At 72.2% G+C, this 24,266-nt stretch carries 23 protein-coding genes and 1 pseudogene; 16 read left to right on the top strand and 8 right to left on the bottom strand.

Annotation, left to right across the window (positions count from 1 at the left end; all coding sequences use genetic code 11):
- Positions 1 to 87 precede the first annotated feature (87 nt).
- On the bottom strand, positions 88 to 723 hold the full coding sequence (locus AC1UE4_RS08360; protein WP_482916760.1) for a response regulator: 636 nt from the start codon (positions 721 to 723) through the stop codon (positions 88 to 90).
- Positions 724 to 743: 20 nt separating this feature from the next.
- Entirely contained in the window at positions 744 to 2,096 is a 1,353-nt protein-coding gene (locus tag AC1UE4_RS08355) for a sensor histidine kinase (protein WP_482916759.1), read from the bottom strand.
- A 200-nt stretch (positions 2,097 to 2,296) separates the two neighbouring features.
- On the opposite strand from AC1UE4_RS08355, the gene AC1UE4_RS08350 reads away from it, so the two are divergent.
- The gene (locus tag AC1UE4_RS08350; protein WP_482916758.1) at positions 2,297 to 2,923 is read left to right on the top strand and encodes a phosphoribosylanthranilate isomerase; all 627 of its coding nucleotides are present in this window, start codon (positions 2,297 to 2,299) and stop codon (positions 2,921 to 2,923) included.
- The gene (gene trpB / locus AC1UE4_RS08345) at positions 2,920 to 4,107 is read left to right on the top strand and encodes a tryptophan synthase subunit beta (protein ID WP_482916757.1); all 1,188 of its coding nucleotides are present in this window, start codon (positions 2,920 to 2,922) and stop codon (positions 4,105 to 4,107) included. Before AC1UE4_RS08350 ends, trpB begins: the two co-directional genes overlap by 4 nt.
- A gap of 1 nt (position 4,108) precedes the next feature.
- Here trpB and AC1UE4_RS08340 read toward each other — a convergent pair whose 3' ends face one another.
- Positions 4,109 to 5,671 (bottom strand): hypothetical protein, encoded by a 1,563-nt coding sequence (locus AC1UE4_RS08340; protein ID WP_482916756.1) that lies wholly within the window; start codon positions 5,669 to 5,671, stop codon positions 4,109 to 4,111.
- Positions 5,672 to 5,719: 48 nt separating this feature from the next.
- Here AC1UE4_RS08340 and trpA point away from each other — a divergent pair, with 48 nt between their 5' ends.
- Together trpA and AC1UE4_RS08330 are read left to right on the top strand one after the other, a co-directional pair.
- Positions 5,720 to 6,502, top strand: coding sequence for a tryptophan synthase subunit alpha (trpA, locus tag AC1UE4_RS08335; protein ID WP_482916755.1), 783 nt, complete (start codon positions 5,720 to 5,722; stop codon positions 6,500 to 6,502).
- A gap of 15 nt (positions 6,503 to 6,517) precedes the next feature.
- A complete protein-coding gene (locus tag AC1UE4_RS08330) occupies positions 6,518 to 6,679 on the top strand; it encodes a hypothetical protein (protein ID WP_482916754.1) in 162 nt (53 codons plus the stop codon).
- Between the two features lie 6 nt (positions 6,680 to 6,685).
- On the opposite strand, the gene AC1UE4_RS08325 is transcribed toward AC1UE4_RS08330, so the two are convergent.
- Positions 6,686 to 7,723 (bottom strand): 6-phosphofructokinase, encoded by a 1,038-nt coding sequence (locus tag AC1UE4_RS08325; RefSeq protein ID WP_482916753.1) that lies wholly within the window; start codon positions 7,721 to 7,723, stop codon positions 6,686 to 6,688.
- A gap of 69 nt (positions 7,724 to 7,792) precedes the next feature.
- Here AC1UE4_RS08325 and AC1UE4_RS08320 point away from each other — a divergent pair, with 69 nt between their 5' ends.
- The 7 genes from AC1UE4_RS08320 to AC1UE4_RS08290 all read left to right on the top strand — a co-directional run bounded on the left by AC1UE4_RS08320 (position 7,793) and on the right by AC1UE4_RS08290 (position 14,449).
- Entirely contained in the window at positions 7,793 to 8,947 is a 1,155-nt protein-coding gene (locus tag AC1UE4_RS08320) for an ABC transporter substrate-binding protein (protein WP_482916752.1), read from the top strand.
- A gap of 59 nt (positions 8,948 to 9,006) precedes the next feature.
- Positions 9,007 to 10,287 (top strand): branched-chain amino acid ABC transporter substrate-binding protein, encoded by a 1,281-nt coding sequence (locus tag AC1UE4_RS08315; RefSeq protein ID WP_482916751.1) that lies wholly within the window; start codon positions 9,007 to 9,009, stop codon positions 10,285 to 10,287.
- Between the two features lie 62 nt (positions 10,288 to 10,349).
- Positions 10,350 to 11,429, top strand: coding sequence for a branched-chain amino acid ABC transporter permease (locus tag AC1UE4_RS08310; protein ID WP_482916750.1), 1,080 nt, complete (start codon positions 10,350 to 10,352; stop codon positions 11,427 to 11,429).
- Positions 11,426 to 12,616 (top strand): branched-chain amino acid ABC transporter permease, encoded by a 1,191-nt coding sequence (locus AC1UE4_RS08305; protein WP_482916749.1) that lies wholly within the window; start codon positions 11,426 to 11,428, stop codon positions 12,614 to 12,616. Before AC1UE4_RS08310 ends, AC1UE4_RS08305 begins: the two co-directional genes overlap by 4 nt.
- Positions 12,617 to 12,675: 59 nt before the next feature.
- Positions 12,676 to 13,455: an ABC transporter ATP-binding protein gene (locus AC1UE4_RS08300; RefSeq protein ID WP_482918221.1), complete on the top strand. Its 780-nt coding sequence runs from the start codon at positions 12,676 to 12,678 to the stop codon at positions 13,453 to 13,455.
- Positions 13,455 to 14,165 (top strand): ABC transporter ATP-binding protein, encoded by a 711-nt coding sequence (locus AC1UE4_RS08295; protein ID WP_482916748.1) that lies wholly within the window; start codon positions 13,455 to 13,457, stop codon positions 14,163 to 14,165. The genes AC1UE4_RS08300 and AC1UE4_RS08295 overlap by 1 nt, the downstream gene beginning before the upstream one ends.
- Positions 14,166 to 14,167: 2 nt before the next feature.
- Positions 14,168 to 14,449 (top strand): hypothetical protein, encoded by a 282-nt coding sequence (locus tag AC1UE4_RS08290; RefSeq protein WP_482916747.1) that lies wholly within the window; start codon positions 14,168 to 14,170, stop codon positions 14,447 to 14,449.
- A gap of 4 nt (positions 14,450 to 14,453) precedes the next feature.
- Here AC1UE4_RS08290 and AC1UE4_RS08285 read toward each other — a convergent pair whose 3' ends face one another.
- Entirely contained in the window at positions 14,454 to 15,371 is a 918-nt protein-coding gene (locus tag AC1UE4_RS08285; protein WP_482916746.1) for a TIGR01777 family oxidoreductase, read from the bottom strand.
- Between the two features lie 77 nt (positions 15,372 to 15,448).
- Between AC1UE4_RS08285 and AC1UE4_RS08280 the strand changes: the two genes are divergently transcribed.
- The 3 genes and pseudogenes from AC1UE4_RS08280 to AC1UE4_RS08270 form a co-directional block, all read left to right on the top strand.
- A complete protein-coding gene (locus AC1UE4_RS08280) occupies positions 15,449 to 16,036 on the top strand; it encodes a hypothetical protein (RefSeq protein WP_482916745.1) in 588 nt (195 codons plus the stop codon).
- Positions 16,037 to 16,142: 106 nt separating this feature from the next.
- The gene (locus AC1UE4_RS08275; RefSeq protein WP_482916744.1) at positions 16,143 to 17,243 is read left to right on the top strand and encodes a sigma-70 family RNA polymerase sigma factor; all 1,101 of its coding nucleotides are present in this window, start codon (positions 16,143 to 16,145) and stop codon (positions 17,241 to 17,243) included.
- A gap of 7 nt (positions 17,244 to 17,250) precedes the next feature.
- A pseudogene (locus AC1UE4_RS08270) lies at positions 17,251 to 18,096 on the top strand (DMT family transporter); the annotation flags it as partial.
- Positions 18,097 to 18,119: 23 nt separating this feature from the next.
- On the opposite strand, the gene AC1UE4_RS08265 reads toward AC1UE4_RS08270, so the two are convergent.
- Genes AC1UE4_RS08265 through AC1UE4_RS08255 form a run of 3 tightly spaced genes read right to left on the bottom strand, consistent with a single transcriptional unit; the run spans position 18,120 to position 21,176 of the window.
- Positions 18,120 to 19,595 (bottom strand): NAD-dependent malic enzyme, encoded by a 1,476-nt coding sequence (locus tag AC1UE4_RS08265; RefSeq protein WP_482916743.1) that lies wholly within the window; start codon positions 19,593 to 19,595, stop codon positions 18,120 to 18,122.
- A 37-nt stretch (positions 19,596 to 19,632) separates the two neighbouring features.
- Positions 19,633 to 19,833, bottom strand: a complete 201-nt coding sequence (locus tag AC1UE4_RS08260; protein ID WP_482916742.1) for a hypothetical protein — start codon at positions 19,831 to 19,833, stop codon at positions 19,633 to 19,635.
- An 8-nt stretch (positions 19,834 to 19,841) separates the two neighbouring features.
- The gene (locus tag AC1UE4_RS08255; protein ID WP_482916741.1) at positions 19,842 to 21,176 is read right to left on the bottom strand and encodes a phosphoinositide-specific phospholipase C-related protein; all 1,335 of its coding nucleotides are present in this window, start codon (positions 21,174 to 21,176) and stop codon (positions 19,842 to 19,844) included.
- Positions 21,177 to 21,232: 56 nt separating this feature from the next.
- On the opposite strand from AC1UE4_RS08255, the gene polA reads away from it, so the two are divergent.
- Together polA and AC1UE4_RS08245 are read left to right on the top strand one after the other, a co-directional pair.
- Complete coding sequence (gene polA, locus AC1UE4_RS08250; protein WP_482916740.1) at positions 21,233 to 23,803, top strand: DNA polymerase I; 2,571 nt, start codon at positions 21,233 to 21,235, stop codon at positions 23,801 to 23,803.
- Positions 23,804 to 24,247 carry a DMT family transporter gene (locus tag AC1UE4_RS08245; RefSeq protein ID WP_482916739.1) on the top strand — a complete coding sequence of 148 codons (444 nt, stop codon included), beginning with the start codon at positions 23,804 to 23,806 and terminating at the stop codon, positions 24,245 to 24,247. It begins immediately after the preceding gene.
- Positions 24,248 to 24,266 lie beyond the last annotated feature (19 nt).

Genomic DNA, 24,266 nt, shown 5'->3' with positions numbered 1-24,266 from the left:
AGGAACACGTTCGGTCTCCTTCTTCTCGGCGACCTGATCGTCCGTCAGCGCGAACCGCGAAGGCAACCCGCCGCCCGTTGAGTTGTCTCAACGCTGCGGAGGGTCGTCGAAGCGCTCGAGCAGCTCGTCGCGGTCGGCGACGCCGAACTTGCGCAGGAGGGCCGCGACGTGCGTGCGCACCGTCACCGGCGACACGACGAGGCGCCGGGCGATCTCCGAGGTGGTCAGTCGCCGGCGCAGGAGGTCGAGGATCTGCCACTCCCGGCTCGTCAGCTGGGGGCGGTCGCCCGCGACCAGCTTGCGGCGCAGGGCCGCCGGATCGCGGAAGCGCTCCACGACGCGACCGACGAGCGGCCGCGGCAGCGCGAACTCCCCGCGCAGGACGCTGCGCAGCTCGTCCGGGATGGCACGCGGATCCATGTCCTTGAGCAGGTAGCCCGAGGCCCCCGCTCGCATGGCGGCGAAGACATCGCGGTCGTCCTCCGAGACCGTCAGCATGACGATCGGCATGTCCGGCAGACGGACGTGGAGCTCCCAGACCGCAGCAAGGCCGCTGCCCGGCATGTGGACGTCGAGCAGGCAGATGTCCGGACCCGTCCGCAGCGCCTCGGCGATCGCCCCGGGGGCATCGGCTGCCACCGCGCAGACGTCGAACCCCCCGTCGTGTTCGAGCGCAAGCCGGACGTCCTCGCGGGTCGGCCGGTGATCGTCCGCGATCAGCACCCGAACGCGAGGCCCGGCGCTCAGAGGACGACCTCGAGCTCGGTGCCGGCGCCGTCGCGCGAGCGGAGGGTCAGCCGCGCGCCGACGCGCTGAGCCCGCTGGCGCATGCTCTCGAGGCCGAACCCGCCGCCGGACTGCGGCGCTTCCGACCCCGCGTCGAACCCGCGTCCGTCGTCGCGTACGAACAGCCGCACGTGCCTGCCGTCCTCGAGCCGCACCCTCACGACGTTCGCGCCGCCGTGCCGCGCGGCGTTCGTGATGGCCTCGGCGACGATCAGCCGGATCGCCTCGGCTTCCGCGGGCGCCACGCGGACGTGCGGCGCGAGGTCGAGCGCGACGTGCGTGCCCTCGCGGTCCGCGACGGTGCGTGCGGTGTCGGCGAGAACGCGGTCGAGGGTTCCGTCCGGCACGTCGCTCAGCGCCGTGATCGCCTTGCGGGCGTCGGCCAGCGCGCGGTCGGCGGCCGCCGCCGCCCGGGCGACGAACTCGTCGTCGCCGGCGACCTGCCGCAGGTTGCGACGGACGCTCGCGAGCTCCTGTGCAACGCCGTCGTGGAGGTCGCGCGCGACGCGCCGGCGTTCCTCGAGGGCTGCCGCCTCCGCCTCGCGGCGCCACGCGGCGCGGATCTCCCCGGCGACGGCGAGCATGACCACGGCGTAGAACGCGAGGCGGAACGCGTCGCCGGTGTACACGTACTCCGTGAAGGCCGACGGGAACAGGACGTAGTTCACGCGCGCGTACGCCGCGAGGACGGCGCCGACCGGGAGCCAGGCGACGAACGGGTCGTGGTCCCGCTCCCCGCGCCGGGCGTACCCCACGGCGGCAAGGGCGTACAGCACGGCGGCGAGCAGCTGCGCGGCGAGGATCGCGGGGTGGCCCTCGAGTCGCGGCAGCGCCGACCGCTCGGGCGTGGCGAGCGGGTCGATCGCCCGCGGCAGGTGGGGCGCGAGCACGGCCGCGGCGATGGCGATGGCGCCGAGCGCCCCGAGCACGCCCACCGCCACGGCGAGCGCCCGCCGCCGGGGCATCCGCAGACGGCGATAGCCGGCCACCGCGGCGGCGCAGAACAACGCCGCGCCCAGCAGCCGTCCGGCCAGTGCGGACCACGTCGCGAAGGGTGACGTGCCGGACGCGAAGATGGCGGGGATCGCTCCGAACCACAGCGTCGAGAGCGCGAGCGCGGTCAGACCGCAGCACAGGAGCAGATCCGACAGCAGGCGCCGGCGGTTGAAGCGCCCCGCGGCGAGACAGGCGGCAAGGACCCCGATCAGCGCTTCGACGCTGAGGAGGGCGACGTGGAGGTCGGGGTTGCGATAGGCGAACCTCAGCGGCTCGACCACGACGATCGCCAGCGTGGCGGTGGCACCTGCCACCGTCGCCGCGACCACCGAACCAGCCCTCACCGCAAGTCCCGTCGCGTCATGGGATCGTCCCGGCGGCGATACCCGGCGGCGGCCACTGCTCAACTGGCGCCGTCCTTGACCCGGGAGGGGAACATCCCGCGCCGGGTGGGGCGAGGGCATCCCCCTCGGCCGGTGACGGCGGCGTGCCGGAGGCCGATACCGTCTGACCCGTGACCCGGATCAAGTTCTGCGGCATCACGAACCTCGAGGACGCCGAGCTGTGCGTCGAGCACGGGGCGTGGGCGCTCGGGATGATCTTCGTGGCGTCGTCGCCGCGGCGCTGCAAGCAGTCCGATGCGCTCGGGATCGTCGCCGCGATGAAGCGCCGGGTCGAGCTGGCCGGCGTCTTCCAGAACGCGACGCTCGAGCACGTCACCCGCACCTGCGAGGCGCTGGGGCTGACGATCGTGCAGCTGCACGGCGACGAAGGGCCCAGCTACGCCGGCGAGGTCGCCCGCCGCACCGGCGCGAAGGTCATCAAGGCCGTCCGCGTGCGCAGCCGCGCCGACGCGGTCTCGCTCGGCGCCTTCCCCACCGACTTCCATCTCCTCGACGGCGCGGGTGGCGAGACGTTCGAGTGGTCGCTTGCCCGCGAGCGACGGTCCGACGTGCCGCTCATCGCGGCCGGCGGCCTGACCTCGGAGAACGTCGGCGCCGCGATCGAGACCCTCCGGCCCTTCGCCGTCGACGTCGCGTCTGGCGTCGAGGCCGAGCCCGGCCACAAGAGCCGCGAGAAGGTCGCGGAGTTCGCCTGGGCCGTGAGAGAGGTCGATTCGAAGGTGGAGGCGACCGCATGACGGGCGGTGTCGAGGCGGGCGTTCCTCACCGCTACGGGCCGTACGGCGGCCAGTACGTGCCCGAGACGCTGATGCCGGCGCTGTCGGAGCTGGAGGCGGCGTGGATCGCGGCGCGCGCCGACGAGGCGTACCTGACGGAGCTCGCTCGCCTCTCGCGCGACTACTGCGGGCGGCCGACGCCGCTGTACCTCGCCGAGCGGCTCAGCGAGGCGGCGGGCCGCGAGCTGTGGCTCAAGCGCGAGGACCTCATGCACACGGGGTCGCACAAGCTCAACAACGCGCTCGGGCAGGCGCTGCTCGCCAAGCGGATGGGCAAGCGGCGGATGATCGCGGAGACCGGCGCGGGCCAGCACGGCGTCGCCAGCGCGACCGCGTGTGCGCTGCTCGACCTCGAGTGCATCGTCTACATGGGCGCGGAGGACATCCGCCGCCAGCAGCCCAACGTCCAGCGGATGAAGCTCCTCGGCGCGCAGGTCGTGTCGGTGGAGGCGGGTGCGCGGACCCTGAAGGAGGCGGTCTCCGAGGCGATCCGCGACTGGGTCACGAACGTCGAGTCGACGCACTACATCCTCGGCTCGGCCGTCGGCCCCGCGCCGTTCCCGGCGATCGTGCGCGAGCTGCAGCGCGTCATCGGCGACGAGGCGCGCGCCACGCTGCTCGAGCGCACCGGCCGCCTGCCGGACCGTGCGATCGCCTGCGTCGGCGGCGGGTCGAACTCGATCGGCATGTTCGCCGGCTTCGTCGACGACCCGTCGGTGCAGCTCGTCGGCGTCGAGGCCGCGGGCGAGGGCGTCGAGACCGGCCGCCACGGCGCGCCGCTGACGGTCGGCGGGAAGGCCGGCGTCCTGCACGGGTCGTTGTCTGCCGTGCTGCAGACCGACGACGGCCAGATCCTCGAGGCGCACTCGGTCAGCGCCGGGCTCGACTACCCGGGCTCCGGCCCCGAGCACGCCTGGCTGCGCGACTCCGGCCGCGCGACGTACGTCGCCGTCACCGACGAGCAGGCGCTGCAGGCCTTCCGCCGCGTCGCCCGGCTCGAAGGGATCATCCCGGCGCTCGAGACGGCGCACGCGTTCCACTACGCGATCGAGGAGCCCTCGGAGTCGACGCTCGACGTGCTCTGCCTGTCCGGCCGCGGCGACAAGGACCTCGCCGAGGTCCTCGCCAAGCTCGGCGTCGCCTAGCTCAGAGCGGAGCCGGGAGGAGCAGCAGGCGCACGGGGGTGTCGCCGCGCTTGAGGATCACCACGCCCGTGCGGCGCAGCCGGACCTTCATCGTCCGCCCGCGGCCGCCCGTACCGCGGAAGGTCCGCTCGGCGAGGAGGAGGCGCGGCACCTTGCGGCGCTGGATGAGGATCCGCGCGCGGCCGCGCCAGCCGAGCGGCCAGCCCACCCGGACGCGGACGGTGAGGTCGCGGCCGACCTTGCGGCCGACGAGCCGGATGGAGAAGCGCGGGGTTCCTGTCGTGGTGGTCGGGATCGGCGTCCCCGGGCTCGCCGGCGTGCCCGGGTCCACGGCGACGAGCGGCGGCGGTGCGGCGTCGCCGAGCAGCCGCGCCAGGACGAACGCGGGCGTCCCGTCGCGCTCGGCGTAGCCGCCCGCGATCACGGCGCCGCCCGGTTCGACCAGGACCGACGTCGCGAGCTCGCGGTCTCCCGTCACCGGCACCTCCGCGACCCCGTCGTCGCCGAACGCCGTGTCGAGGCGCCCATCCGACAGGTACCGCGCGACGGTGAACGCGGTGGCATCGGGGCCGTCCGCGGCAACGCCCGCAACGACGAGCTTGCCGGACGACGTCACCGCGACGGCGAGTGCACGGTCGTCGCCGCTCGACAGCCGCGTCACGACGCGCCCGCCGTCGCCGAACGCCGGATCGGGCGTCCCGTCGGCGCGGTAGCGGACGAGCGCCCAGTCGCTGTCGTTCGCGCCGTCCACGCTGCCGACCGCGATGGCGCCGCCGTCGGGCAGCGCCGCCAGGCCGACGGCGCCGGCGCCGCCCGTCGCGAAGGCGGTCCGCTCCGCCGACAGCACGTGCCCCTCGGCGTCGTAGCGGACGAGCTCGAACGCCGACCCGCCGTCGTCGCCGTTCGCCGTTCCCGCCGCCGCCGAAGAGCCATCGGCCCGGGCGATCACCGCGTCGAAGCGCTCGAACGACACCCCCGGCGTCGTGTCGTGCACGCGGCCCGGGGCGCCGTCGGGGCCGAGACGGCGGACCTCGCCGCGCGAGCCGCTGAAGTCGATCGCGCTGCCCGCAACGATCGCGCCGCCGTCCGGCAGCGGCGCGACGGACGCCGCGCCCGCACGCGGGAAGCCGCCGAACGCGGGCGGCGCCAGCAGCGCGCCGGCGGGCGAGAACGCGCCGAACAGGCCCTCGAGGTCGTCGCCGTCGTGCGTCCCGGCGACGAGCAGCCGCCCGCCGGGCCCCGGCGCGATCGCCGAAGCGCCGCCCTCGACGCCCGGCACGACCAGCACGCCGCCGTTGCCGAACGAGCGCAGCGGGTCGCCCGCGAGCGAGTACCGCGCGAGCGCCACGCGCCGCGACGACTCGTCCGGCTGCGCCTCGCCGGCGAGCACGATGCCGCCGTCGGTCGGCTCGGTCACCCCGTACGCGCGCCCGCCGCCGGCGCCGACGGGCGTCACGACCGTGCCGCCGGTGCCGAAGGCCTGGTCGAGGTCGCCCGGCGCCGCTCCGGCGGGCGCCGCGCAGGCGAGGACGAGCAGCACGGCACATGGGAGGGCACGGCGCATGGGGGCGAACGATACGGGTGCGCCTCTCGCTAGCTTCCAGGACCTCCGATGACCGGCGCCGATCGCATCGCGCACGCGTTCGCCACGTCAGGCAAGCGCGCCGCCCTCATGCCCTACCTCATGGGCGGCTTCCCCGATCAGGCGACGTCGATCGCGATCGGCCACGCGTACGCCGACGGCGGCGCGGACCTCGTCGAGCTCGGCGTCCCGTTCTCCGACCCGCTCGCCGACGGCCCGGTGATCCACGCGGCGGGCACGAAGGCGCTCGAGGCGGGCACGACGTTCGACGCGGTCCTGGAGATCGCGCGGGAGCTCTCGCCCCGTCTCCCGGTTGTGGTCATGTGCTACGCGAACCTCGTCGTCGTGCGCGGCGCCGAGGCCTTCACGGACGCGATCGCCGAGGCCGGCGCGAGCGGCCTGATCGTCCCGGACCTGCCGCTCGAGGAGGCGCCCGCGGTCCTCGAGGCGTGCGACCGGCGCGGGCTCGCGCTCGTGCCGCTCGTCGCGCCGACGACGCCGGACGAGCGCTTCGACGCGATCGGCGCCCGTGCGCGCGGGTTCCTCTACACCGTCTCGACGCTCGGCACGACGGGGGAGCGCGGCGACGCCGTGTTCGACACGATCGTGCAGCGCGCGAAGGCGCACACCGGCGTGCCGGTCGCGCTCGGGTTCGGGATCGGAACGCCCGAGCAGGCGGCCAAGGCGGCCGACGCCGGCGCCGACGGCGTCATCGTCGGCAGCCGCCTCGTGCGCGCGGCCGCGGAGTCCGACGACCCGCCGGAAGCGGTCCGCGAGGTCGTCGCGGCGATGGCCGCCGCCCTCGCTCGCTAGTCTTCCGGGCCGCTCATGGCATTGACGCTCTGGACCACCGCCGCCCTCGTCCTCTGGCTCGTCCTCTGGGCCCTCGGGGCGAAGCCCTTCGACGCCTTCATGATCCCCGTCCTGATCATCCTGATCGGGGCGACGATCCAGACGCTGACGAAGTTCATCCCCGGCCGGCGCAGCTAGCCGGCGCTACGTGAAGAACGTCCGGGCCAGGTCGAGGTAGGCCAGGTCCACGGTCTTCACGCCGTCGACCTCCTCGAGCGCCACGGAGGTCATCTCCTTGCCGTGCAGCGCCGTCATGCGGCCGGTCTCGCCCGCGATGACCATGTCCGCCGCCTTGATGCCGTAGCGCGTCGCGAGGATCCGGTCGAACGAGGTGGGGGAGCCGCCGCGCTGGACGTGGCCGAGCGTCGTGACCCGCGCGTCGTAGCCGGTGCGCTGCGCGAGCTCAGTCGCCAGCGCCTGGCCGATGCCGCCGAGCATCGGGTACCCGTAGTCGTCGGTCTCGCCGCTGCCGATCACCCGGCGCTCGCCCGACGCGAACGCCAGCTCGGCGCCCTCCGAGACCACGATGATCGAGAACGACTTGCCGCGCGCGTGACGGCGGGCGATCGCCTCGCACATCTCCTCGACGGTCAGCGTCAGCTCGGGGATGACGATGCCGTCGGCGCCGCCGGCGAGCCCGGCGAACGTGGCGATCCAGCCGACGTTGCGGCCCATGACCTCGACGACCATGATCCGGTCGTGCGACTGGGCGGTCGTGCGCAGGCGGTCGATCGCGTCGGTCGCGGTCTGCACCGCGGTGTCGAAGCCGAAGGTCTGGTCGGTGCCGACGACGTCGTTGTCGATCGTCTTCGGCACGCCGACCACCGGGATCCCGAGCTCCTCGTGGATCCGGCGCGTGATCATCATCGTGTGCTCGCCGCCGATGGCGATGATCGCGTCGAGCGGCTCGTCGCGCTGCGCCGCCTGCACCCGCTCGACGCCGTTGGGCTCCATCCACGGGTCGAAGGACGACGTCGAGATGATCGTCCCGCCCAGCTGGAGGATCCCGGTCACCGCCTTCTGGTCGAGGGGGATCCGCAGCGACGGCTCCGCCAGCCCCTCGTAGCCGCGGCGCAAGCCGACGGCCTCGTGGCCTGCCTGGATCAGGCGCCGGGTGGCGGCGCGGATGACGGCGTTGAGGCCGGGGCAGTCGCCCCCGGCGGTGAGCATCCCGACTCGCACGACGCCGGAAGATAGGCGCTCCGGGCGCTCGGCCGCCGTCCCGTGGGGGGTCCGTAGACTCGGTCCGAGATGCTCAGACGGATCGCCGGCATCCTCCTGGTCAGCCTCGCTCCGGTCGTCGCCTCCGCCTGCGGCGACACCGATGCCGCCATCGAGACGCGGATCATCGGCGACACGGTCAGCGTCTACTCGAGCCTGCCGCTGCGCGGGCCGCTCGCGCCCGTGTCGCGCGACGTCGTGGCGGCGGAGAAGCTCGCCCTGCTCGAGGCCGGCGGCCGCGCCGGGCCGTACGCCGTCTCCTACACGTCGCTCAACAGCGCCGACCCGAAGACCGGCCGGTGGACGCCGGAGCTGGTGGCCGCCAACGCCCGCCGTGCCATCCAGGACCGTCAGACGATCGCCTACCTGGGCGAGCTGGAGAACGGGGCGAGCGCCGTCTCGCTGCCGATCCTCAACGAGGCCGGGATCCTGCAGGTCAGCCCGCGCGACACCTTCGGCGGCCTCACCGGCCGCGGCGGCCGCGGCGAGCCCGAGAAGTACTACCCCTCGGGCCGGCGCACGTTCGCGCGCGTGGTCCCGGGGGACGAGCAGCAGGCCGACGAGCTCGTCGACTCCATGCGCGCGTCCGGCGTCCGGCGGCTCGTCCTGGCCGATGACCGCGCGCTGTCGGGGACGAGCATGGGCGACCGCGTCGCCCGGCTCGCCGAGGCGGCGGGGATCGAGATCGTCGACCGGCTGCGCCTGCGCGCCGACGCCGAGGTGCCCGAGGGGATCGGCAAGCGCGTGCGCCGAGAGCGCGCCGACGCGTTCTTCTACGCGGGCGCGTACGGGCCGTTCGCGCTGCAGGTCCTCGACGCCGTCCACGAGGGCGACCCGGACCTCCCGCTCTACGCCCCCGACGACCTGGCGATCGCGCCCGAGCTGCCCACGATGGCCGGCCAGGCCGCCTCACGGCTGGTGCTTACCGGCGTGGAGCCGCCCGAGGACGCCGAGCAGCGTGCGTTCGAGCGTCAGTTCCGCCGGATCTACGGTCGTCAACCAGGCGCGCAGGCGGTCCTCGGCTACGAGGCGATGAAGGTCGTCCTGGACGCGATCGGCCGTGCCGGAGCCCGCGCCGACAGCCGTTCCGCCGTCATCGCGGAGGCCCTGCGAGTCGCGCGATCGCCGCGAGCCAGCTTCGCCCGTTTCCGAGTTCAGGGGAATCGGTTGGTACCCATCGGGTGACCGATGTAGAGTGGCCGCGCTTCTGGTCTTCCCCGACCCATCTGAGGAGGAGGGACTCTTTGCGGTTCCCTAAGTTCATCACGCTCTTCTGCGTGTTCATCATCGCTGCCTTCACCATCGCCGCCTGTGGCGATGACGACGAGGGCAGCAGCGGCGGCGGTGGCGACACCCAGGCCGAGAGCGACGGCGGCGCCTCCGGCTCCGTCAACGTCTACTCGAGCCTTCCGCTGCAGGGCGCCTCGCGCCCGCAGACCACCGCCATGACCCAGGGCATCAAGCTCGCCCTGGAGCAGGCTGGTGGCAAGGCCGGCAACGTGTCGGTCAAGTACACCTCGCTCGACGACTCCACGGCGCAGGCCGGCTCGTGGACTCCCGAGCAGACGTCGGCCAACGCCCGCAAGGTCGCCCAGGACGACTCGGCGGCCGCCTACATCGGTGAGTTCAACTCCGGTGCGTCGGCCATCTCGATCCCGATCCTCAACGAGGCGGGCGTCCCGCAGGTCTCCCCGGCGAACACCGCCGTCGGCCTGACGACGAACGAGCCGGGCGCCGACAAGGGCGAGCCGGACAAGTACTACCCGACGGGCAATCGCACGTACCTGCGCATCGTGCCGAAGGACACGATCCAGGGCGCCGCGCTTGCGACGATCATGAAGGAGGACGGCTGCCAGAACGTCGCCATGGCCAACGACAAGGAGGTCTACGGCGCCGGTCTGAGCCGCAACATCGAGAACTCCCTCAAGGAGCAGGGCGTCAAGCTCGCGTTCAACGAGGGCATCGATCCGAAGGCCTCGAACTTCCGCTCCCTCGCGGGTCGCGCGAAGTCCGGTGGGGCTGACTGCTTCGTGTTCTCGGGCATCACCGCCAACGGCGCGGTCCAGATCTTCAAGGACTTCGCGGCGGCTCTGCCGGACGCGAAGCTCTACGGTCCGGACGGTGTCGCGGAGTCCGGGTTCTCGGACCCGAAGGAGGGCGGCATCCCCAACAGCGTCGGCAAGCGCGTCAAGGTGACCGTCGCCACGCTGAACCCGGAGAGCTACCCGCCGGAGGGCCAGTCCTTCTTCAAGGACTTCGCCGCCAAGTACGGCGACAAGACCCCCGACCCGTACGCCATCTACGGCTACGAGGCGATGAAGCTGGTGCTCGACGCGATCGAGCGCGCCGGCTCGACGAGCAAGGAGGACGTCCTCAAGGCGCTCTTCGATACGAAGGACCGCTCGTCCGTGCTGGGCACGTACTCGATCGACGAGAACGGTGACACCACGCTCACCGACTACGGCGTCTACAGCATCGAGGACGGCGAGCTGAAGTTCGACAAGACGGTCAAGGCCCAGGCCTGATCATCTGACGGCATGGGGCGGGGCCCGCGTGGGTCCCGCCCCCGCCGTGGACACCGATCCACATGGAAGCCGCAAGTCTCCCCGCACCCCGTGCCAACCGGTCCCAGAAGCTGAGGAGCTTCTTCGGGACGTACGGGCTGATCCTCATCCTGCTCGCGTTCCCGATCATGTTCGCGATCGACGACCTCAAGACCGAGGGCGATCTGTCCCGGCTGGGGAACAACATCGTCGACGGGTTGTCCAACGGGGCGATCTGGGCCCTCGTGGCCATCGGCTACACGCTGGTCTACGGCATCATCGAGCTGATCAACTTCGCCCACGGCGACGTGTTCATGATCGGCTCCTTCACGGCCGCCTGGTTCTTCGGCGTGCTGGGGCTGACCGCCGCGACGGGGACCGGCGGCCTCATCGTCGGGCTGGCGCTCTCGCTCATCGTGGTGATGGTCATCCCGGGCGTGCTGAACGTGATGATCGAACGCGTGGCGTACAGACCGCTGCGCAACGCGCCGAAGCTGGCGCCGCTCATCACCGCGGTCGGCATGTCCTTCATCCTCCAGAACGTCGGCCTGCTCTGGAAGGGCGGCTCGCCGGAGGGCATCGAGGACGTCATCAACTCGCAACACGGCCTGATCAGCTTCGGCGACATCACGATCACCAACGGCGACGTGCTCGCCTTGGGCGTGACGATCCCCCTCGTCTTCCTCATGACGCGCTTCATCGCTCACAGCCGCCTCGGCAAGGCGATGCGCGCCACCGCGCAGGACCCCGAGGCCGCGCGGCTCATGGGCATCAACGTCGACACGACGATCTCCATGACGTTCCTGATCGGCGGCGTCATGGCCGGCGCGGCCGGTCTGATCTACGCGCTCTACCAGACGACGATCTGGTACTTCCAGGGCTTCACCGCCGGCCTCATCGCGTTCACCGCGGCCGTCATGGGCGGCATCGGCAACCTCCGCGGCGCCGTGCTCGGCGGGTTCATCATCGGCATGATCCAGCAGATGATCGACAACCGGGAGTCCATCTGGATCTTCCCGTTCGGTCCGAGCTGGACGCCGTTCTGGGTCTTCGTCTACCTGATCCTGATCATGGTCTTCAAGCCGTCCGGCCTACTGGGCGAGCAGACGAGGGAGGCCGGATGAGCACCGCGACCGCCGCACCCGAGGCCAAGCAGCCGCGCACGCGCTTCAAGACGCGTCAGCTCACCCGCACCCAGAACGCGATCATCGCGGCCGCGTTCCTGGGCGTCGCGATCATCCTGCCCTTCTTCTTCGAGTCGGGCGGCGACGTGATGAACAACCTGGTGCTGGGCGCCGCGTACGTCGTGATGGCGCTCGGCCTCAACATCATCGTCGGCTATGCCGGCCTGCTCGACCTCGGGTACGTCGCCTTCTTCGCGATCGGCGCGTACATGATGGGCTACTTCGGGTCCGGCTTCTGGGACAGCGTGGGCAACGACGAGGGCGTCCACGTCCTCGTCGCCGGGCAGGCGAAGGCGCTGCCGGGCTTCCACTTCAACTTCCTGCTGATCATCGTCATCGCGGTTATCGCGACGACGATCGCGGGCATGGTCATCGGCCTGCCGACCCTGCGCCTGCGCGGCGACTACATCGCCATCGTGACGCTCGGCTTCGGCGAGATCATCGGCCGCATCGCCATCAACGGCGACGACCTGCCGGTGCTCGGCAAGGTCACGGCCGGCCGCCAGGGCATCACGCCGGTCGACAAGATCGACCTCCCGTTCACGGACCCGTTCAAGAGCCTCGACTTGAGACCCTGGTACTGGTTCGCGCTCGGGATGGTGGTGCTCGTCCTGTTCGTGAACTTCCGGCTGCGCGACTCGCGGCTGGGGCGCGCGTGGATCGCGCTGCGCGAGGACGAGGTGGCGGCGTCGTCGATGGGCGTGCCGCTCGTCAAGACGAAGCTGCTGGCCTACGGCACGGGCGCCGCGTTCGGCGGGATGTCCGGCGCGTTCCTCGCGTCGTACCTGAACACGGTCAACGCCGACCAGTTCCAGTTCTCGTTCTCGATCTTCATCCTGGCGATGATCATCCTCGGCGGCCTCGGCTCCATCTGGGGCGTGGTGCTGGGGGCGATCGTCCTGTCGGCGATCAACAACTACTTCATCCCCGAGGTGTTCAACGACGTCCCGAGCAAGCTCGGGCTCGACTTCGATCTGACCGAGCTGTCGTTCGGCATCTTCGGCTTCCTGCTGGTGATCATGATGGTGCTGAGACCCGAGGGCTTGTTGCCCGAACGAAGGCGGCAGCTCGAGCTCGAAGAGGGCATCGGGGCCGAGGACGCGCTGCTGGAAACGAGGGTTCCGTGAGCGGCGCGGTCTCTGTCGACAAGCCGGGCCCGCCGCCCGGCCCGTCCGGCGCGGACAACATCCTCGAGACGATCGACGTCACGAAGCAGTTCGGCGGCCTGACGGCGGTCAGCGACGTGACGTTCGCGATCCCGCGCAAGTCGATCGTGTCGATCATCGGCCCGAACGGCGCTGGGAAGACGACGTTCTTCAACATCCTCACCGGGCTGTACAAGCCGACGTTCGGCGGCATCAAGTTCAACGGCAAGAACATCACGGGCGGCCGCCCGGACAAGATCATGAAGATGGGCGTCGCCCGGACGTTCCAGAACATCCGCCTGTTCGGGACGATGAGCGCGCTCGAGAACGTGATGGTCGGCCAGCACTCGCGCATGAAGGCGGGGCTGTTCGGCTCGATCCTCCACACCCCCGCGGTGCGCAAGGAGGAGAAGGCCGTCCACGAGAAGGCGCACGAGATGCTCGAGTACGTCGGGCTCAAGCCGAACACGCACGACCAGCTCGCGATCAACCTCTCCTACGGCGATCAGCGCCGCGTGGAGATCGCCCGCGCGCTGGCGTCGGATCCCGAGCTGCTGCTGCTCGACGAGCCGACGGCGGGCATGAACCCGCAGGAGTCCGACGCGCTGACCGCGTTCATGCGCCGGCTGCGCGACGAGAAGGGGCTCTCGATCCTGCTCATCGAGCACGACATGAAGGTGATCATGGGCGTGTCCGAGCACATCACCGTGCTCGACCACGGCGAGAAGATCGCCGAGGGCGTGCCGGACGAGATCCGGACGAACCAGCAGGTCATCGAGGCGTACCTCGGCAAGGCCGCGAGCCAGGAGCTGAACGGCTGATGCCTCCGCTGCTCGAAGTCGACGACATCCACACCTTCTACGGCAACATCGAGGCGCTGAAGGGCGTCTCGCTGACGGTCGAGGAGGGCGAGTGCGTGACGCTGATCGGCTCCAACGGGGCCGGCAAGTCGACGACGCTGCGGTCCATCTCCGCGCTGACGCCGCCGCGCACCGGCGAGATCCGGTACCGCGGCAAGGACATCTCGCGCATGCCGCCGCAGGACGTCGTCCAGCTCGGCATCTCGCAGTCGCCCGAGGGCCGCAAGTGCTTCCAGCGCATGACGGTGCGCGAGAACCTCGACATGGGCGCCTACCTGCGGCGCGACAAGGAGATCAACCAGGACCTGGACCGCGTCTTCGACCTCTTCCCGCGCCTGAAGGAGCGCGAGAGGCAGAAGGCGGGCACGATGTCCGGCGGCGAGCAGCAGATGCTCGCGATCGGCCGGGCGCTGATGGCGCGGCCGAAGATCCTGCTGCTCGACGAGCCCTCGATGGGCATCTCGCCGATCCTCACCGAGCGGATCTACGAGACGATCGCCGAGATCAACCAGCAGGGCACGACGATCCTGCTCGTCGAGCAGAACGCGAACTTCGCGCTCGGCGTGTCGCACCGCGGCTACGTGCTCGAGACGGGCACGGTCGCGTTCTCGAACGACTCGGCGAAGCTCCGCGAGGACCCCGAGGTCATGAAGGCGTACCTGGGAGGCTGACGATGGTCCTCGCCGTCATCGGAACGACAGCGCTGTGGCTGCTCTTCGCGTGGCTCGCCTCGGCGATCATCGCGTCCTACCTGTCGGGGCGGAAGGGCTACGGCGAGCGCGTCGGGCTCGCCTTCGGGCTCATCCTCGCGCCGATCGGCGTGCTGGTGTGGCTCGTGTGGCCCGCGCGCGCGGAGTCGGACTGGAAGGTCATCGGACCGTGGGGCCGGCCCGAGGTCGGCGTCAACCCCGCGCTCGAGGACGCGCCGCCGGCGACGGACGGGAAGCCCGCCTAGCCGCTCACCGCAGCGACGACTCGAGCGCCTCCGCCAGCTCCGGGTGGCGGAAGGCGTACCCGAGCTCTTGCGCCCGGCGCGGGACCATGTTCACGCCCGACGTGACGATCTGGCTCATCTCGCCGAACAGGAGCTTGATGGCCGGCTTCGGCACGGGGGCGAACGCCGGGCGGTGCAGGGCCTTCCCGAGCGCCTTCGAGAACTCCTTGTTCGTCACCGGGCGCGGCGCCGACACGTTGACCGGACCGGTCCAGGCGTCGCCGCCATCGAGCGCGGCGAGGTAGAGCCCGACGACGTCGTCGCGGTGGATCCACGGCATGTACTGCCGGCCGCCCGCGACCGGGCCGCCGACGCCCGCCTTGAACGGCGGCAGCATCTTCGCCAGCGCGCCGCCGTGCTTGTCGAGCACGATCCCGGTGCGCAGCGAGACGACGCGCACGCCGAGTTCCTCGGCCTTGCGCGCCTCCCGCTCCCAGACGACGCAGACCTCCGCGAGGAAGTCGCCGCCGGGGGGAGAGGACTCGTCGACCGGCTCGTCGCCGTGCGGGCCGTAGTAGCCCGATGCGGACGCGGAGATGAGCGCGTGGGGCCGGCCCGCCTCCGCGAGGGCGGCGATGCCGGCCACGAGGTTGCGGGTGCCGATCTCGCGGCTCTCGCGGATCTCGCGCTTGACCTTCTCGGACCAGCGCTGGCCGACGTCCTCGCCGGCGAGGTGGATGACGGCGTCGCGACCCTCGAGCGCCGCGGCGGGGGCGGGGCCGGCCTTGAGGTCCCACGCGACGGCGTTGACGCCCGCGCCGAGCTTCTTGACGGCGGCGTCGGGGTTGCGCGACAGGACGGTGACGCCGTCGCCGCGTGCGCGCAGCGCGTCGACGAGGGCGCTGCCGATCCGGCCGGTGGCTCCAGTGATCGTGACGTCCATCGTCGGAGCCTACGGCCGACCGCCGCGGAGGGATGACGAATCCGACTCCGGGAGTCGGTGTTAGGGTCCCCTAACGCATGAAGCTCGCCGTCATCAGCCTCTCGGTGCTCGTCCTCGCCGTCGCCGGCGGCGTCGTCGCCGCCCGGGGCCAGGGGAACCCGCCGATCGAAGATCCGCTGCTCGTCTCGGGCGCGAAGCGCTATGCGGCGTACGTGGCCGAGGAGACCGCCTCGCTGCGCGACCGCGACCGCGCCGGCGACGCGGTCGGCGCCCGCATCCACCGCGGCCGCATCGCCCCGTCGGTGCGCGTGGGCGTCGACGATCCGCTCGCCGTCACCCGCGCCGCCGCCGGCCTGCTGTCCGGCGACGCGCGCGACGTCGGCGCCACCGTCGACCTCCTCGACGTCGAGTCCCACGCCGCCGGCGCGTCGGCCGCCTTCGACACCATCCGCGACGCCGTCTGGGCCCGCGACCGCGGCCTCGTCGGCTCGATCGACGAGCGCATGGCCACCCTCCGCGCGGCCCTCGACGAGCTCCGGAGGGGAGAGGGCTTCATTCGCGCCGACCGCGCCGCGCCCGAACGGCTCCGGGACCTCCGCGCCGCCCTCGACGCATGGGCGTGGCGGCTCACCGTCGCCGCCGACCTCGTTCAGCGAACGTCCTGACGGAGGTCGCCGGAGACCTCCGCGGGGGCGGCCCGCTCCCACCGGAGCTCTTCGGCCGGCCGCGCCCTGGCGTCCGGTTCTCGCACCTGCGAACGTCTTGAAGGGCGTGACCGGCTTCGATCTCCTTCTCCACGAGCAGGCTGCGCCCATCGGGCGGCGGTTGACGCGGCTGCTCGGCGACCCGCATCTGGCCGAGGACGCGCTGCAGGAGACGCTCGCGCGGGCGTGGCGGGCCGCGCCGCGCGACCTCTCGCCCGACCGGCTCCAGGCGTGGCTGCACCGGACGGCCACGAACGTCGCGTTCGACGAGCTGCGCCGCCGGCGCCGCCGGACGGAGCTGCCGCTGCACGACGCCGCGGCGATCGCGCCCGACGCCGGCGGCGGGCCGCGCAGCGAGGCGGTGCAGACCGCCCTCCAGGGGCTGTCGCCGCACCAGCGGATGCTGCTCCTCCTCCGCTACGAGGCGGGGCTGTCGCTGCGCGAGGTGGGGGAGCTGCTCGACGTCTCCGAGGACGCGGCCCGCAAGCGCGTCCAGCGGGCGAAGCAGGCGTTCCGCGAGGCGCTGAACGACGCCGAGCGCGGCGACGAGCGCCCCGTGATCTTCGTCCTCATGGGCCATGACGCGCCCGAGCCGTACCTGCGCTGGCTCGGCGACGCCGGCGCGCGGGTCCGGCTGATCGGCGAGCGCGAGCCGGGCGTCGACCTCGCGGGCGCCGACGCGCTCGTGCTGTCCGGCTCGACGACCGACGTCCACCCGCGCACGTACCGCCAGCCGACCGATCCGCGCTGCGTCGACCCCGACCTGCCGCGCGACCTGCGCGACCTGCGCACGCTGCGGCAGGCGCTCCGGGACGACGTCCCGGTCGTCGGCGTCTGCCGCGGCGCCCAGCTGCTCACCGTCCTCTTCGGCGGCGACCTCGCCCAGCACATCGAGGACCACAGCGGCGACCGGCCGCACGTGGTGACGACGCAGAGCGGCTCGGCGATCCGCGGCGCGCTCGGCAAGCGGCCGCAGGTCGTCAGCGACCACCACCAGGCGGTCCGCACGCTCGGCAAGGGCCTCAGGGTCACCGCGACGGCGCCGGACGGGGTCGCGGAGGCGATCGAGGTGCCCGGCCGCCGGCTCGCCCTCGGGCTGCAGTGGCACCCCGAGCGCGGGGGCGGGCGCGAGCTCGCCGACGCGATCGTCACCGCCGCGGCGGCGTAGCGGCGCCATGGCCAAGCTGCCCTGGCAGGCCCAGTTCGTCCTGCTCGCCACGATCTGGGGCTCGAGCTTCCTCTGCATCAAGGTCCTCGGCGAGGACTGGGCCCCGCTGCAGGTCTCGCTCGGCCGCGTCGCCCTCGGCGCGCTGTTCCTCGTCGCCGTCCTCGCCGCCACGCGCCAGCGCCTCCCGCGCGGCCGGAGCGTCTGGGGCCACCTCGCCGTCGTCGCGCTGCTCATGAACGTCATCCCTTTCACGCTGTTCGCGTACGGCGAGCAGGAGGTCTCCTCGGTGCTCGCCGGCCTGTGGAACGGGACCACGCCGCTCTTCACGCTGCTCGCCGTGCTGCTCTTCCTGCCCGAGGAGCAGCCGGACCGCCGCAGGCTCATCGGCCTCGCGGCCGGCTTCGCCGGCGTGGTGTGCCTGCTCGGCCCGTGGCGCGGGATGAGCGGCGGCGAGCTGCTCGCCCAGATCGCCTGCGCGGGCGCCGCGCTCTGCTACGGCCTCGGGCTGCCGTACACCCGGCGCAACCTCTCGGCGCGCCCCGAGTCCGGCCCGCAGCTGGCGGCCGCGCAGCTCCTGATCGCCACCGCGGTCCTCGCCGCGCTCGCCGTGCCGTTCAACGGCATGCCGGACACCGGTCTGCAGGCGGACGCGATCGCCAGCCTGCTCGTGCTCGGCGTCCTCGGCAGCGGCCTCGCGTACGTCCTCACCCACACGATCATCCGCGCCGCCGGCCCGACGACCTTCTCGACCGTGACCTACCTCATCCCGGTCGTCTCCACGGCGCTCGGCGTGGCGCTGCTGGACGAGCCGCTCAGCTGGAACGAGCCCGCCGGAGCGGCCGTCGTCCTGGCGAGCATGTGGTGGTCGGCCCGCGGTCAGTCCGCGTTGCGGATGCGCTCGAGGTCGACCGCGGCGAACCCGATCGTGTCCCCGGACTCCCCGGCCACGCCCGTCTCGCGCGCGACCTGCGAGACGGCGGCGGCCACCGCGGGCGCGACGTCGCGGTTGAACGCCGACGGGATGATGTAGTCCTCGCGCAGCTCGTTGTCGGGGATGATCGCGGCGATCGCCTGCGCCGCCGCGAGCTTCATGTCCTCGGTGATCTGCGGCGCGCGCACGTCGAGCGCGCCGCGGAAGATGCCGGGGAACGCGAGCACGTTGTTGATCTGGTTCGGGTAGTCGCTGCGGCCCGTGGCCATGATCCGCACGTACGGCTCGGCCTCCTCCGGGGTGACCTCCGGGTTCGGGTTCGCCATCGCGAAGACCATCGCGTCCTCGTTCATCCGCGCCAGCGCGTCGGCCGGCATGACCCTCGCGCCGGACAGGCCGATGAAGAGGTCCGCGCCGTCGATGACGTCGCCGGGGCGGCCGTCGCGCTTCTCCGGGTTCGACACCTCGGCGTACCAGCGCTTGATCGCCGGCATCGAGCCGTCGGCGTAGTCGACGCGGTCGGTGTGCAGCGCGCCCTTGGAGTCGACGCCGATGACGTCGCGCACGCCCGCGGCGAGCAGGATCTTCGTCACCGCGACGCCGGCGGCGCCGAGGCCGACGACGAGCACCCGCAGGTCCTCGATCCGCTTGCCGGTCAGTTTGAGCGCGTTGAGGAGCGCGGCCAGGACGACTATCGCGGTGCCGTGCTGGTCGTCGTGGAAGACGGGGATGTCGAGCTCGGCCTTCAGCCGGTCCTCGATGTCGAAGCAGCGCGGCGCCGAGATGTCCTCGAGGTTGATGCCGCCGAACGTGGGGGCGAGCCGCTTGACCGTGTCGACGATCTCGTCGGGGTCCTTCGTGTTCAGGCAGATGGGGAACGCGTCGACGCCGGCGAACTCCTTGAAGAGCATCGCCTTGCCCTCCATGACCGGCATCGCCGCCTCGGGCCCGATGTCGCCGAGCCCGAGCACCGCGGTCCCGTCGCTGACGACCGCCACGGTGTTGCGCTTGATCGTGAACTGGAACGCCTTGGCGGGGTCCTCGTGGATCGCCATGCACACGCGCGCGACGCCGGGCGTGTAGGCCATCGAGAGGTCGTCGCGCGACTTCAGCGGCTGGCGGTTGCGCATCTCGATCTTGCCGCCGAGGTGCACGAGGAACGTGCGGTCGGTCGTCTCGACCACGCGCGCGCGGCCGGCGGCGCCGACGGCGGCGATGATCCGCTCCCAGTGGGCCTGATCGGTCGCGTCGACGGTGATGTCGCGCAGCGTGCGGTGCTCGTTCACGTCGATGAGGTCGACGGCCCCGACCTGGCCGCCCGCGTGGCCGATCGCCGTCAGCACGCCGCCCAGCGCGCCGGGGCGGTTCTCGATCTCCACCCGGATCGTGAGCGAGTACTGGGCCTGGGTCGGGACGTACACGGCCGAGCATCCTACGAAGCGGAGGCTCGGCCGCCGCTCATCGGCGGCGGGTCACCCTCTCGCAGCGCCGCACGCGGTCGCGGCGGTCGACCGTCGCGCGGTCGGTGCCGGTCCCGCAGTCGACGACGTCGCGGCGCCGGTTGACGGCGTTGATCACGTCCGCGCCCGCGCCGCCCAGCAGGCAGTCGGCTCCCGCGAGACCGGCGATCGAGTCGTCGGCCGCCAGGCCGGTCAGCAAGTCGCCGGCTAGCGCGCGTCGACAGCGGACCAGCCGGATGACGTACGCCGCAGGCCGAGCCGGACGGCGCGATCGCCGGCCGCCGTGCGCAGCTCGTCGTTCTCCGCGGCGGTGCGCGGCACGGCGAACGTCGCGTCCTGCGCGGCGCACGCCTTGGCGGCGCCCTTCGCCGTGATGGCCTTCGTCGTGACCGACCACGCGCCGTCGTCCGCCCGGCAGGCGGCGGGCAGCTTCGTGGCGCACGACCGCGCGCCCCAGCGGCCGTCGTCGCCCTGCGCCGCGCAGGTGCCGTCCGACGGCACGCCGTCGCGCCAGCTCCAGGCGGAGGCGGCGAGGCGGCCGTCGCCGGGCAGCAGCTGGTCGAAGCCGAGCAGGTCGACGCCGCAGCGCAGCATCGCCGCGGTGGTCTCCGGCGTGAGGCCGTCGTCCTGCGACGCCTGGCCCGCGTACGACGCGGTCACCGAGACCCAGGTCGAGTCCTCGAAGTAGCGGACGATCCCGCGGTCGTAGTCGGCGCGGTCGAAGTCCGGCCCGCACGTCTTCGCGTCGAAGCCGACGGGACGCGACTCGACGTGGTCGCTCCAATCGAACGCGACCTCGTTCCAACCAGTCCCCGGCCCGCAGTCGCTGACGATCACGACCCGCTTGCCCGCGGCGAGCACATCGTCGCGGGAAGTCGAGAGCGGCAGCTTGCGGCAGCCGCCCTTCGCGGGCGCGTAGAGGAAGTCGCCGAGCGCGGCCTTCACCGCGGCGGCGCCCGCGTCGTAGCCGGCCGCGTCGCCGAGGTGGTCCTCGAGGTAGAGCAGGACGACCTCGCGCGGATGCTCGCGCACCCAGCCCGCGACGTCGGCGAGCACGGCGCCGGCCTCGCCCTCGACCGAGCAGCCCGCGTGCGCGTTGTCCTCGCCCTGGCCGTGGCAGACGGTCGGGCGGCCGAGCCACTGGTGCAGGTCGAGCTCGAGCGACCGGACGCCGAGCCGCAGCTGGTCGACGAGCGTCAGCTGCTGGTTGGAGTCGGCGTCCGAGACGGACGGGCCGAGCTGCGCGATCGAGTTGAACGAGTTGTGCGTGCCGACCCACGGCGCGTCGCGGAACCCGACGTCGTCCGCGAGCCGGTGCTGGAAGAGCAGCGTGTCGTGCACCGGCGACGCCTCGAACTCCGCGACGGCGGCCTCCGACGCCTCGGGCTGGCACGGCCCGCCGGCGACGCGGCAGGCCGCGAGCGCGTCGCGCTGCAGCACGGTCGCGCCGTGCGTGACCGGATCGGTGGCGGCGAGGGCCGCCGGTGCGCCGATCGCGGCGATGGCGGCGGCGAGAGCGAGCGTCCGTGCGAGGTGACCCATGCACGGTCCAACGTGGGCGGGGGCGAAGACTGGCGGTGGCTAGGCTCCCGTCTCGCGTGGCCAAGGAGCTCTTCCTCATCGACGGCAACTCGCTCGTCTACCGCGCGTTCTTCGCGCTGCCCGAGTCGATCGCGACGTCCGACGGGCGCCACACGAACGCGATCTTCGGGTTCGCCTCCATGCTCGTGAAGCTGCTCACCGATCACGGCGTCAAGCCGACGGTCGTCGTGTGGGACGCCGGGTCGAGCGGCCGCAAGGAGGTCTACGAGGAGTACAAGGGCCACCGGCCCAAGCAGCCCGACCTGCTCGCCGAGCAGTACCCGCACATGCGCCCGCTCGTCGAGGCGTTCGGCTACACGAACTACGCGGTCGAGGGCTTCGAGGCCGACGACGTCATCGCCACGCTCGCGGAGAAGGCGAAGGCCGAGGGCACGCCGGTCACGATCGTCACCGGGGACCGCGACGCGTTCCAGCTCGTCGGCGACGGCGTGAAGGTGATGGCGACCTCGCGCGGGATCACCGAGACGAAGACGTACGACCGCCAGGACGTCATCGACCGCTACGGCATCCCGCCCGAGCTGATCCCCGACTTCTACGGCCTGAAGGGCGACACGTCGGACAACATCCCCGGTGTCCCCGGCATCGGCGACAAGACCGCCGCCCAGCTGCTGCAGAAGTACGAGACGCTCGAGGGCGTGCTCGGGAACATCGACGACATCTCGGGCGCCAAGCGCAAGGAGAACCTGACCGAGCACAGCGAGAACGCGCGCATCTCGAAGGTGCTCGCGACGGCGAAGCGCGACGTGCCGGTCGACCTCGACCTCGGCGAGGAGCTCGCGCGCACGCCCGACCGCGGCCGGCTGCGCGAGGTCTTCCGCGACTTCGAGCTGCGCGAGCCGCTGCGGCGGCTGGAGGAGGCGCTCGGCGACGACGCCGCCGCGCCGGCGCCCGAGGCGGAGCGGACGGTCTCCGCGCGCGTGCGCGCGGGCGCGCTCGGCGACCTGCGCAAGCTCACCGGCACCGACGAGGTCGCCGTCGTGGTGCATCCGCCCGAGACGCCGGAGGGCGAGCTCGTGCCCGTCGACGACCACTGGCACTTCGCCGCCGCGGTCGACGGCGAGGTCGTCGTGGGGGAGAGCGACGGGCCGTGGTCGGTCGTCGCCGAGCTCGGCGAGCGGGCGGTCATCGCGCACGACGCGAAGTCGCTGGACCGCGTGCCGACGAACCTCGCGCACGACACGCTGCTCGGCGCGTACCTGCTCGAGCCGGCCCGGCGCGCGTTCCCGCTGCGCGAGCTGACCGAGGAGCGCGGGCTGGCGAGCGACCTCGAGGACCCCGCGGCCGCCGAGGCCGTGCTCGTCCGCGAGCTCACCGCGTGGCAGCGCGAGAAGATGGAGGAGCGGGGGCTGACGTCCCTCATGCACGACATCGAGCTGCCGCTCGTGCACGTGCTGCGCGACATGGAGCTCGCCGGGGTGCGGCTGAACGTCGAGCGCCTGCAGGAGGTGGGGGAGCGGGTCCGCACCGAGATCCGCTCGCTCGAGCAGGCGATCTGGGCGGACGCCGAGACCGAGTTCGTCATCGGCTCGCCGCAGCAGCTCGGCGAGGTGCTCTTCAACAAGCTCGGCCTGTCGAAGAAGCGCCGCGGCAAGACCGGCTTCTCGACCGACGCCCGCGTGCTGCAGGCGATCCGCGACGAGCACCCGATCGTCCCCAAGATCGAGCGCTGGCGCGAGCTCAACCAGCTCACGAAGACGTACCTCGACGTGCTGCCGCAGATGGTCGACTCGCACTCGCGGATCCACACGACGTTCGACCAGGCCGTCGCGTCGACCGGCCGGCTGTCGTCGACGAACCCGAACATGCAGAACGTCCCGGTCCGGACGCCGCTCGGCCGCGAGATCCGCGGCTGCTTCGAGGCGGAGGAGGGCCACCTGCTGCTGAGCGCCGACTACTCGCAGGTCGAGCTGCGCGTGCTCGGCCACATCGCGGGCGAGGACGTGCTCAAGGAGATCTTCCTACGCGGCGAGGACGTGCACACCGCGACCGCGCGCGAGGTGTTCCGGGTGCCCGAGGAGGACATCGACCCGGGCATGCGGTCGAAGTCGAAGATGATCAACTACGGGATCGTCTACGGCCTCAGCGACTACGGCCTCGCCGACCGCCTCAACATCCCGCGCGAGGAGGCCAAGGCGTTCATCGACGCGTACCTCGAGCGCTTCTCCGCCGTCGCCGCGTTCATGACGTCGACGATCGAGCAGGCCAGCGAGCAGGGCTACGTGACGACGCTCTACGGCCGGCGCCGCCAGATCCCCGAGCTGCGCGCGCGCAACTGGCAGGTCCGGTCGCTCGGCGAGCGGCTCGCGGTGAACACCGTCATCCAGGGCACCGCCGCGGACGTGCTCAAGCTGGCGATGATCGGCTGCGCGCGGGAGCTCGAGCAGCGCAAGCTCGCGACGCGGATGGTGCTGACCGTCCACGACGAGCTGCTCTTCGAGGTCCCCGAGGACGAGGTCGACGTCGTGCGCGAGCTCGTCGAGCGCGAGATGGTCGCGCCGTGGGAGCCGCGCGAGCCGCCGCTGGCCGTCGAGGCCGGCGTCGGGAAGACCTGGCTGGAGGCCAAGTAGGTGGACCGCGGGGTCGCGGTCGCCCTCACCGCGGTGGTGGGCGGCCTCATCGCGCTGCAGGCGCCGATCAACTCGCAGCTCGGCAAGTCGGTCGGCACCTTCCAGGCCGCGTTCGTCTCGTTCGTCATCGGGACGATCGCGCTGGCGATCATCGCGGCGCTCGCGAAGGGCGGCATGTCGCAGGTCGGCGAGGCGCGCCACCTGTCCTGGTACTACCTGACCGGCGGGCTGCTCGGCGCGGTCTACGTGACGACGGTGCTCGTCACGGTGCGCCACCTCGGCGCCGGCGGGGTGGTGGCGGCGACGATCGCCGGCCAGCTCACGCTGGGCGTCGTCGTGGACCAGCTCGGCTGGCTCGGCGTCTCGAAGGACCCGGTGACGGTCTCGAAGATCGCGGGCGTGCTCCTGCTCGCGCTCGGCGTCTTCCTCATCGTGCGCGACTGAGTTACGATCAGCACGAAGT

The sequence above is a fragment of the Parviterribacter kavangonensis genome, assembly GCF_056863335.1.
Note: the sequence above shows the minus strand (reverse complement) of the source record. Positions and strands in the feature narration are given on the sequence as shown.

Excerpts from the sequence above, each read along its gene's own strand:
- trpB (WP_482916757.1), top strand. The coding sequence starts at position 2,920 with ATGACGGGCGGTGTCGAGGCGGGCGTTCCTCACCGCTACGGGCCGTAC.
- AC1UE4_RS08340 (WP_482916756.1), bottom strand. The coding sequence starts at position 5,671 with ATGCGCCGTGCCCTCCCATGTGCCGTGCTGCTCGTCCTCGCCTGCGCG.
- trpA (WP_482916755.1), top strand. The coding sequence starts at position 5,720 with ATGACCGGCGCCGATCGCATCGCGCACGCGTTCGCCACGTCAGGCAAG.
- AC1UE4_RS08330 (WP_482916754.1), top strand. The coding sequence starts at position 6,518 with ATGGCATTGACGCTCTGGACCACCGCCGCCCTCGTCCTCTGGCTCGTC.
- AC1UE4_RS08320 (WP_482916752.1), top strand. The coding sequence starts at position 7,793 with ATGCTCAGACGGATCGCCGGCATCCTCCTGGTCAGCCTCGCTCCGGTC.
- AC1UE4_RS08310 (WP_482916750.1), top strand. The coding sequence starts at position 10,350 with ATGGAAGCCGCAAGTCTCCCCGCACCCCGTGCCAACCGGTCCCAGAAG.
- AC1UE4_RS08305 (WP_482916749.1), top strand. The coding sequence starts at position 11,426 with ATGAGCACCGCGACCGCCGCACCCGAGGCCAAGCAGCCGCGCACGCGC.
- AC1UE4_RS08295 (WP_482916748.1), top strand. The coding sequence starts at position 13,455 with ATGCCTCCGCTGCTCGAAGTCGACGACATCCACACCTTCTACGGCAAC.
- AC1UE4_RS08290 (WP_482916747.1), top strand. The coding sequence starts at position 14,168 with ATGGTCCTCGCCGTCATCGGAACGACAGCGCTGTGGCTGCTCTTCGCG.
- AC1UE4_RS08285 (WP_482916746.1), bottom strand. The coding sequence starts at position 15,371 with ATGGACGTCACGATCACTGGAGCCACCGGCCGGATCGGCAGCGCCCTC.
- AC1UE4_RS08280 (WP_482916745.1), top strand. The coding sequence starts at position 15,449 with ATGAAGCTCGCCGTCATCAGCCTCTCGGTGCTCGTCCTCGCCGTCGCC.
- AC1UE4_RS08255 (WP_482916741.1), bottom strand. The coding sequence starts at position 21,176 with ATGGGTCACCTCGCACGGACGCTCGCTCTCGCCGCCGCCATCGCCGCG.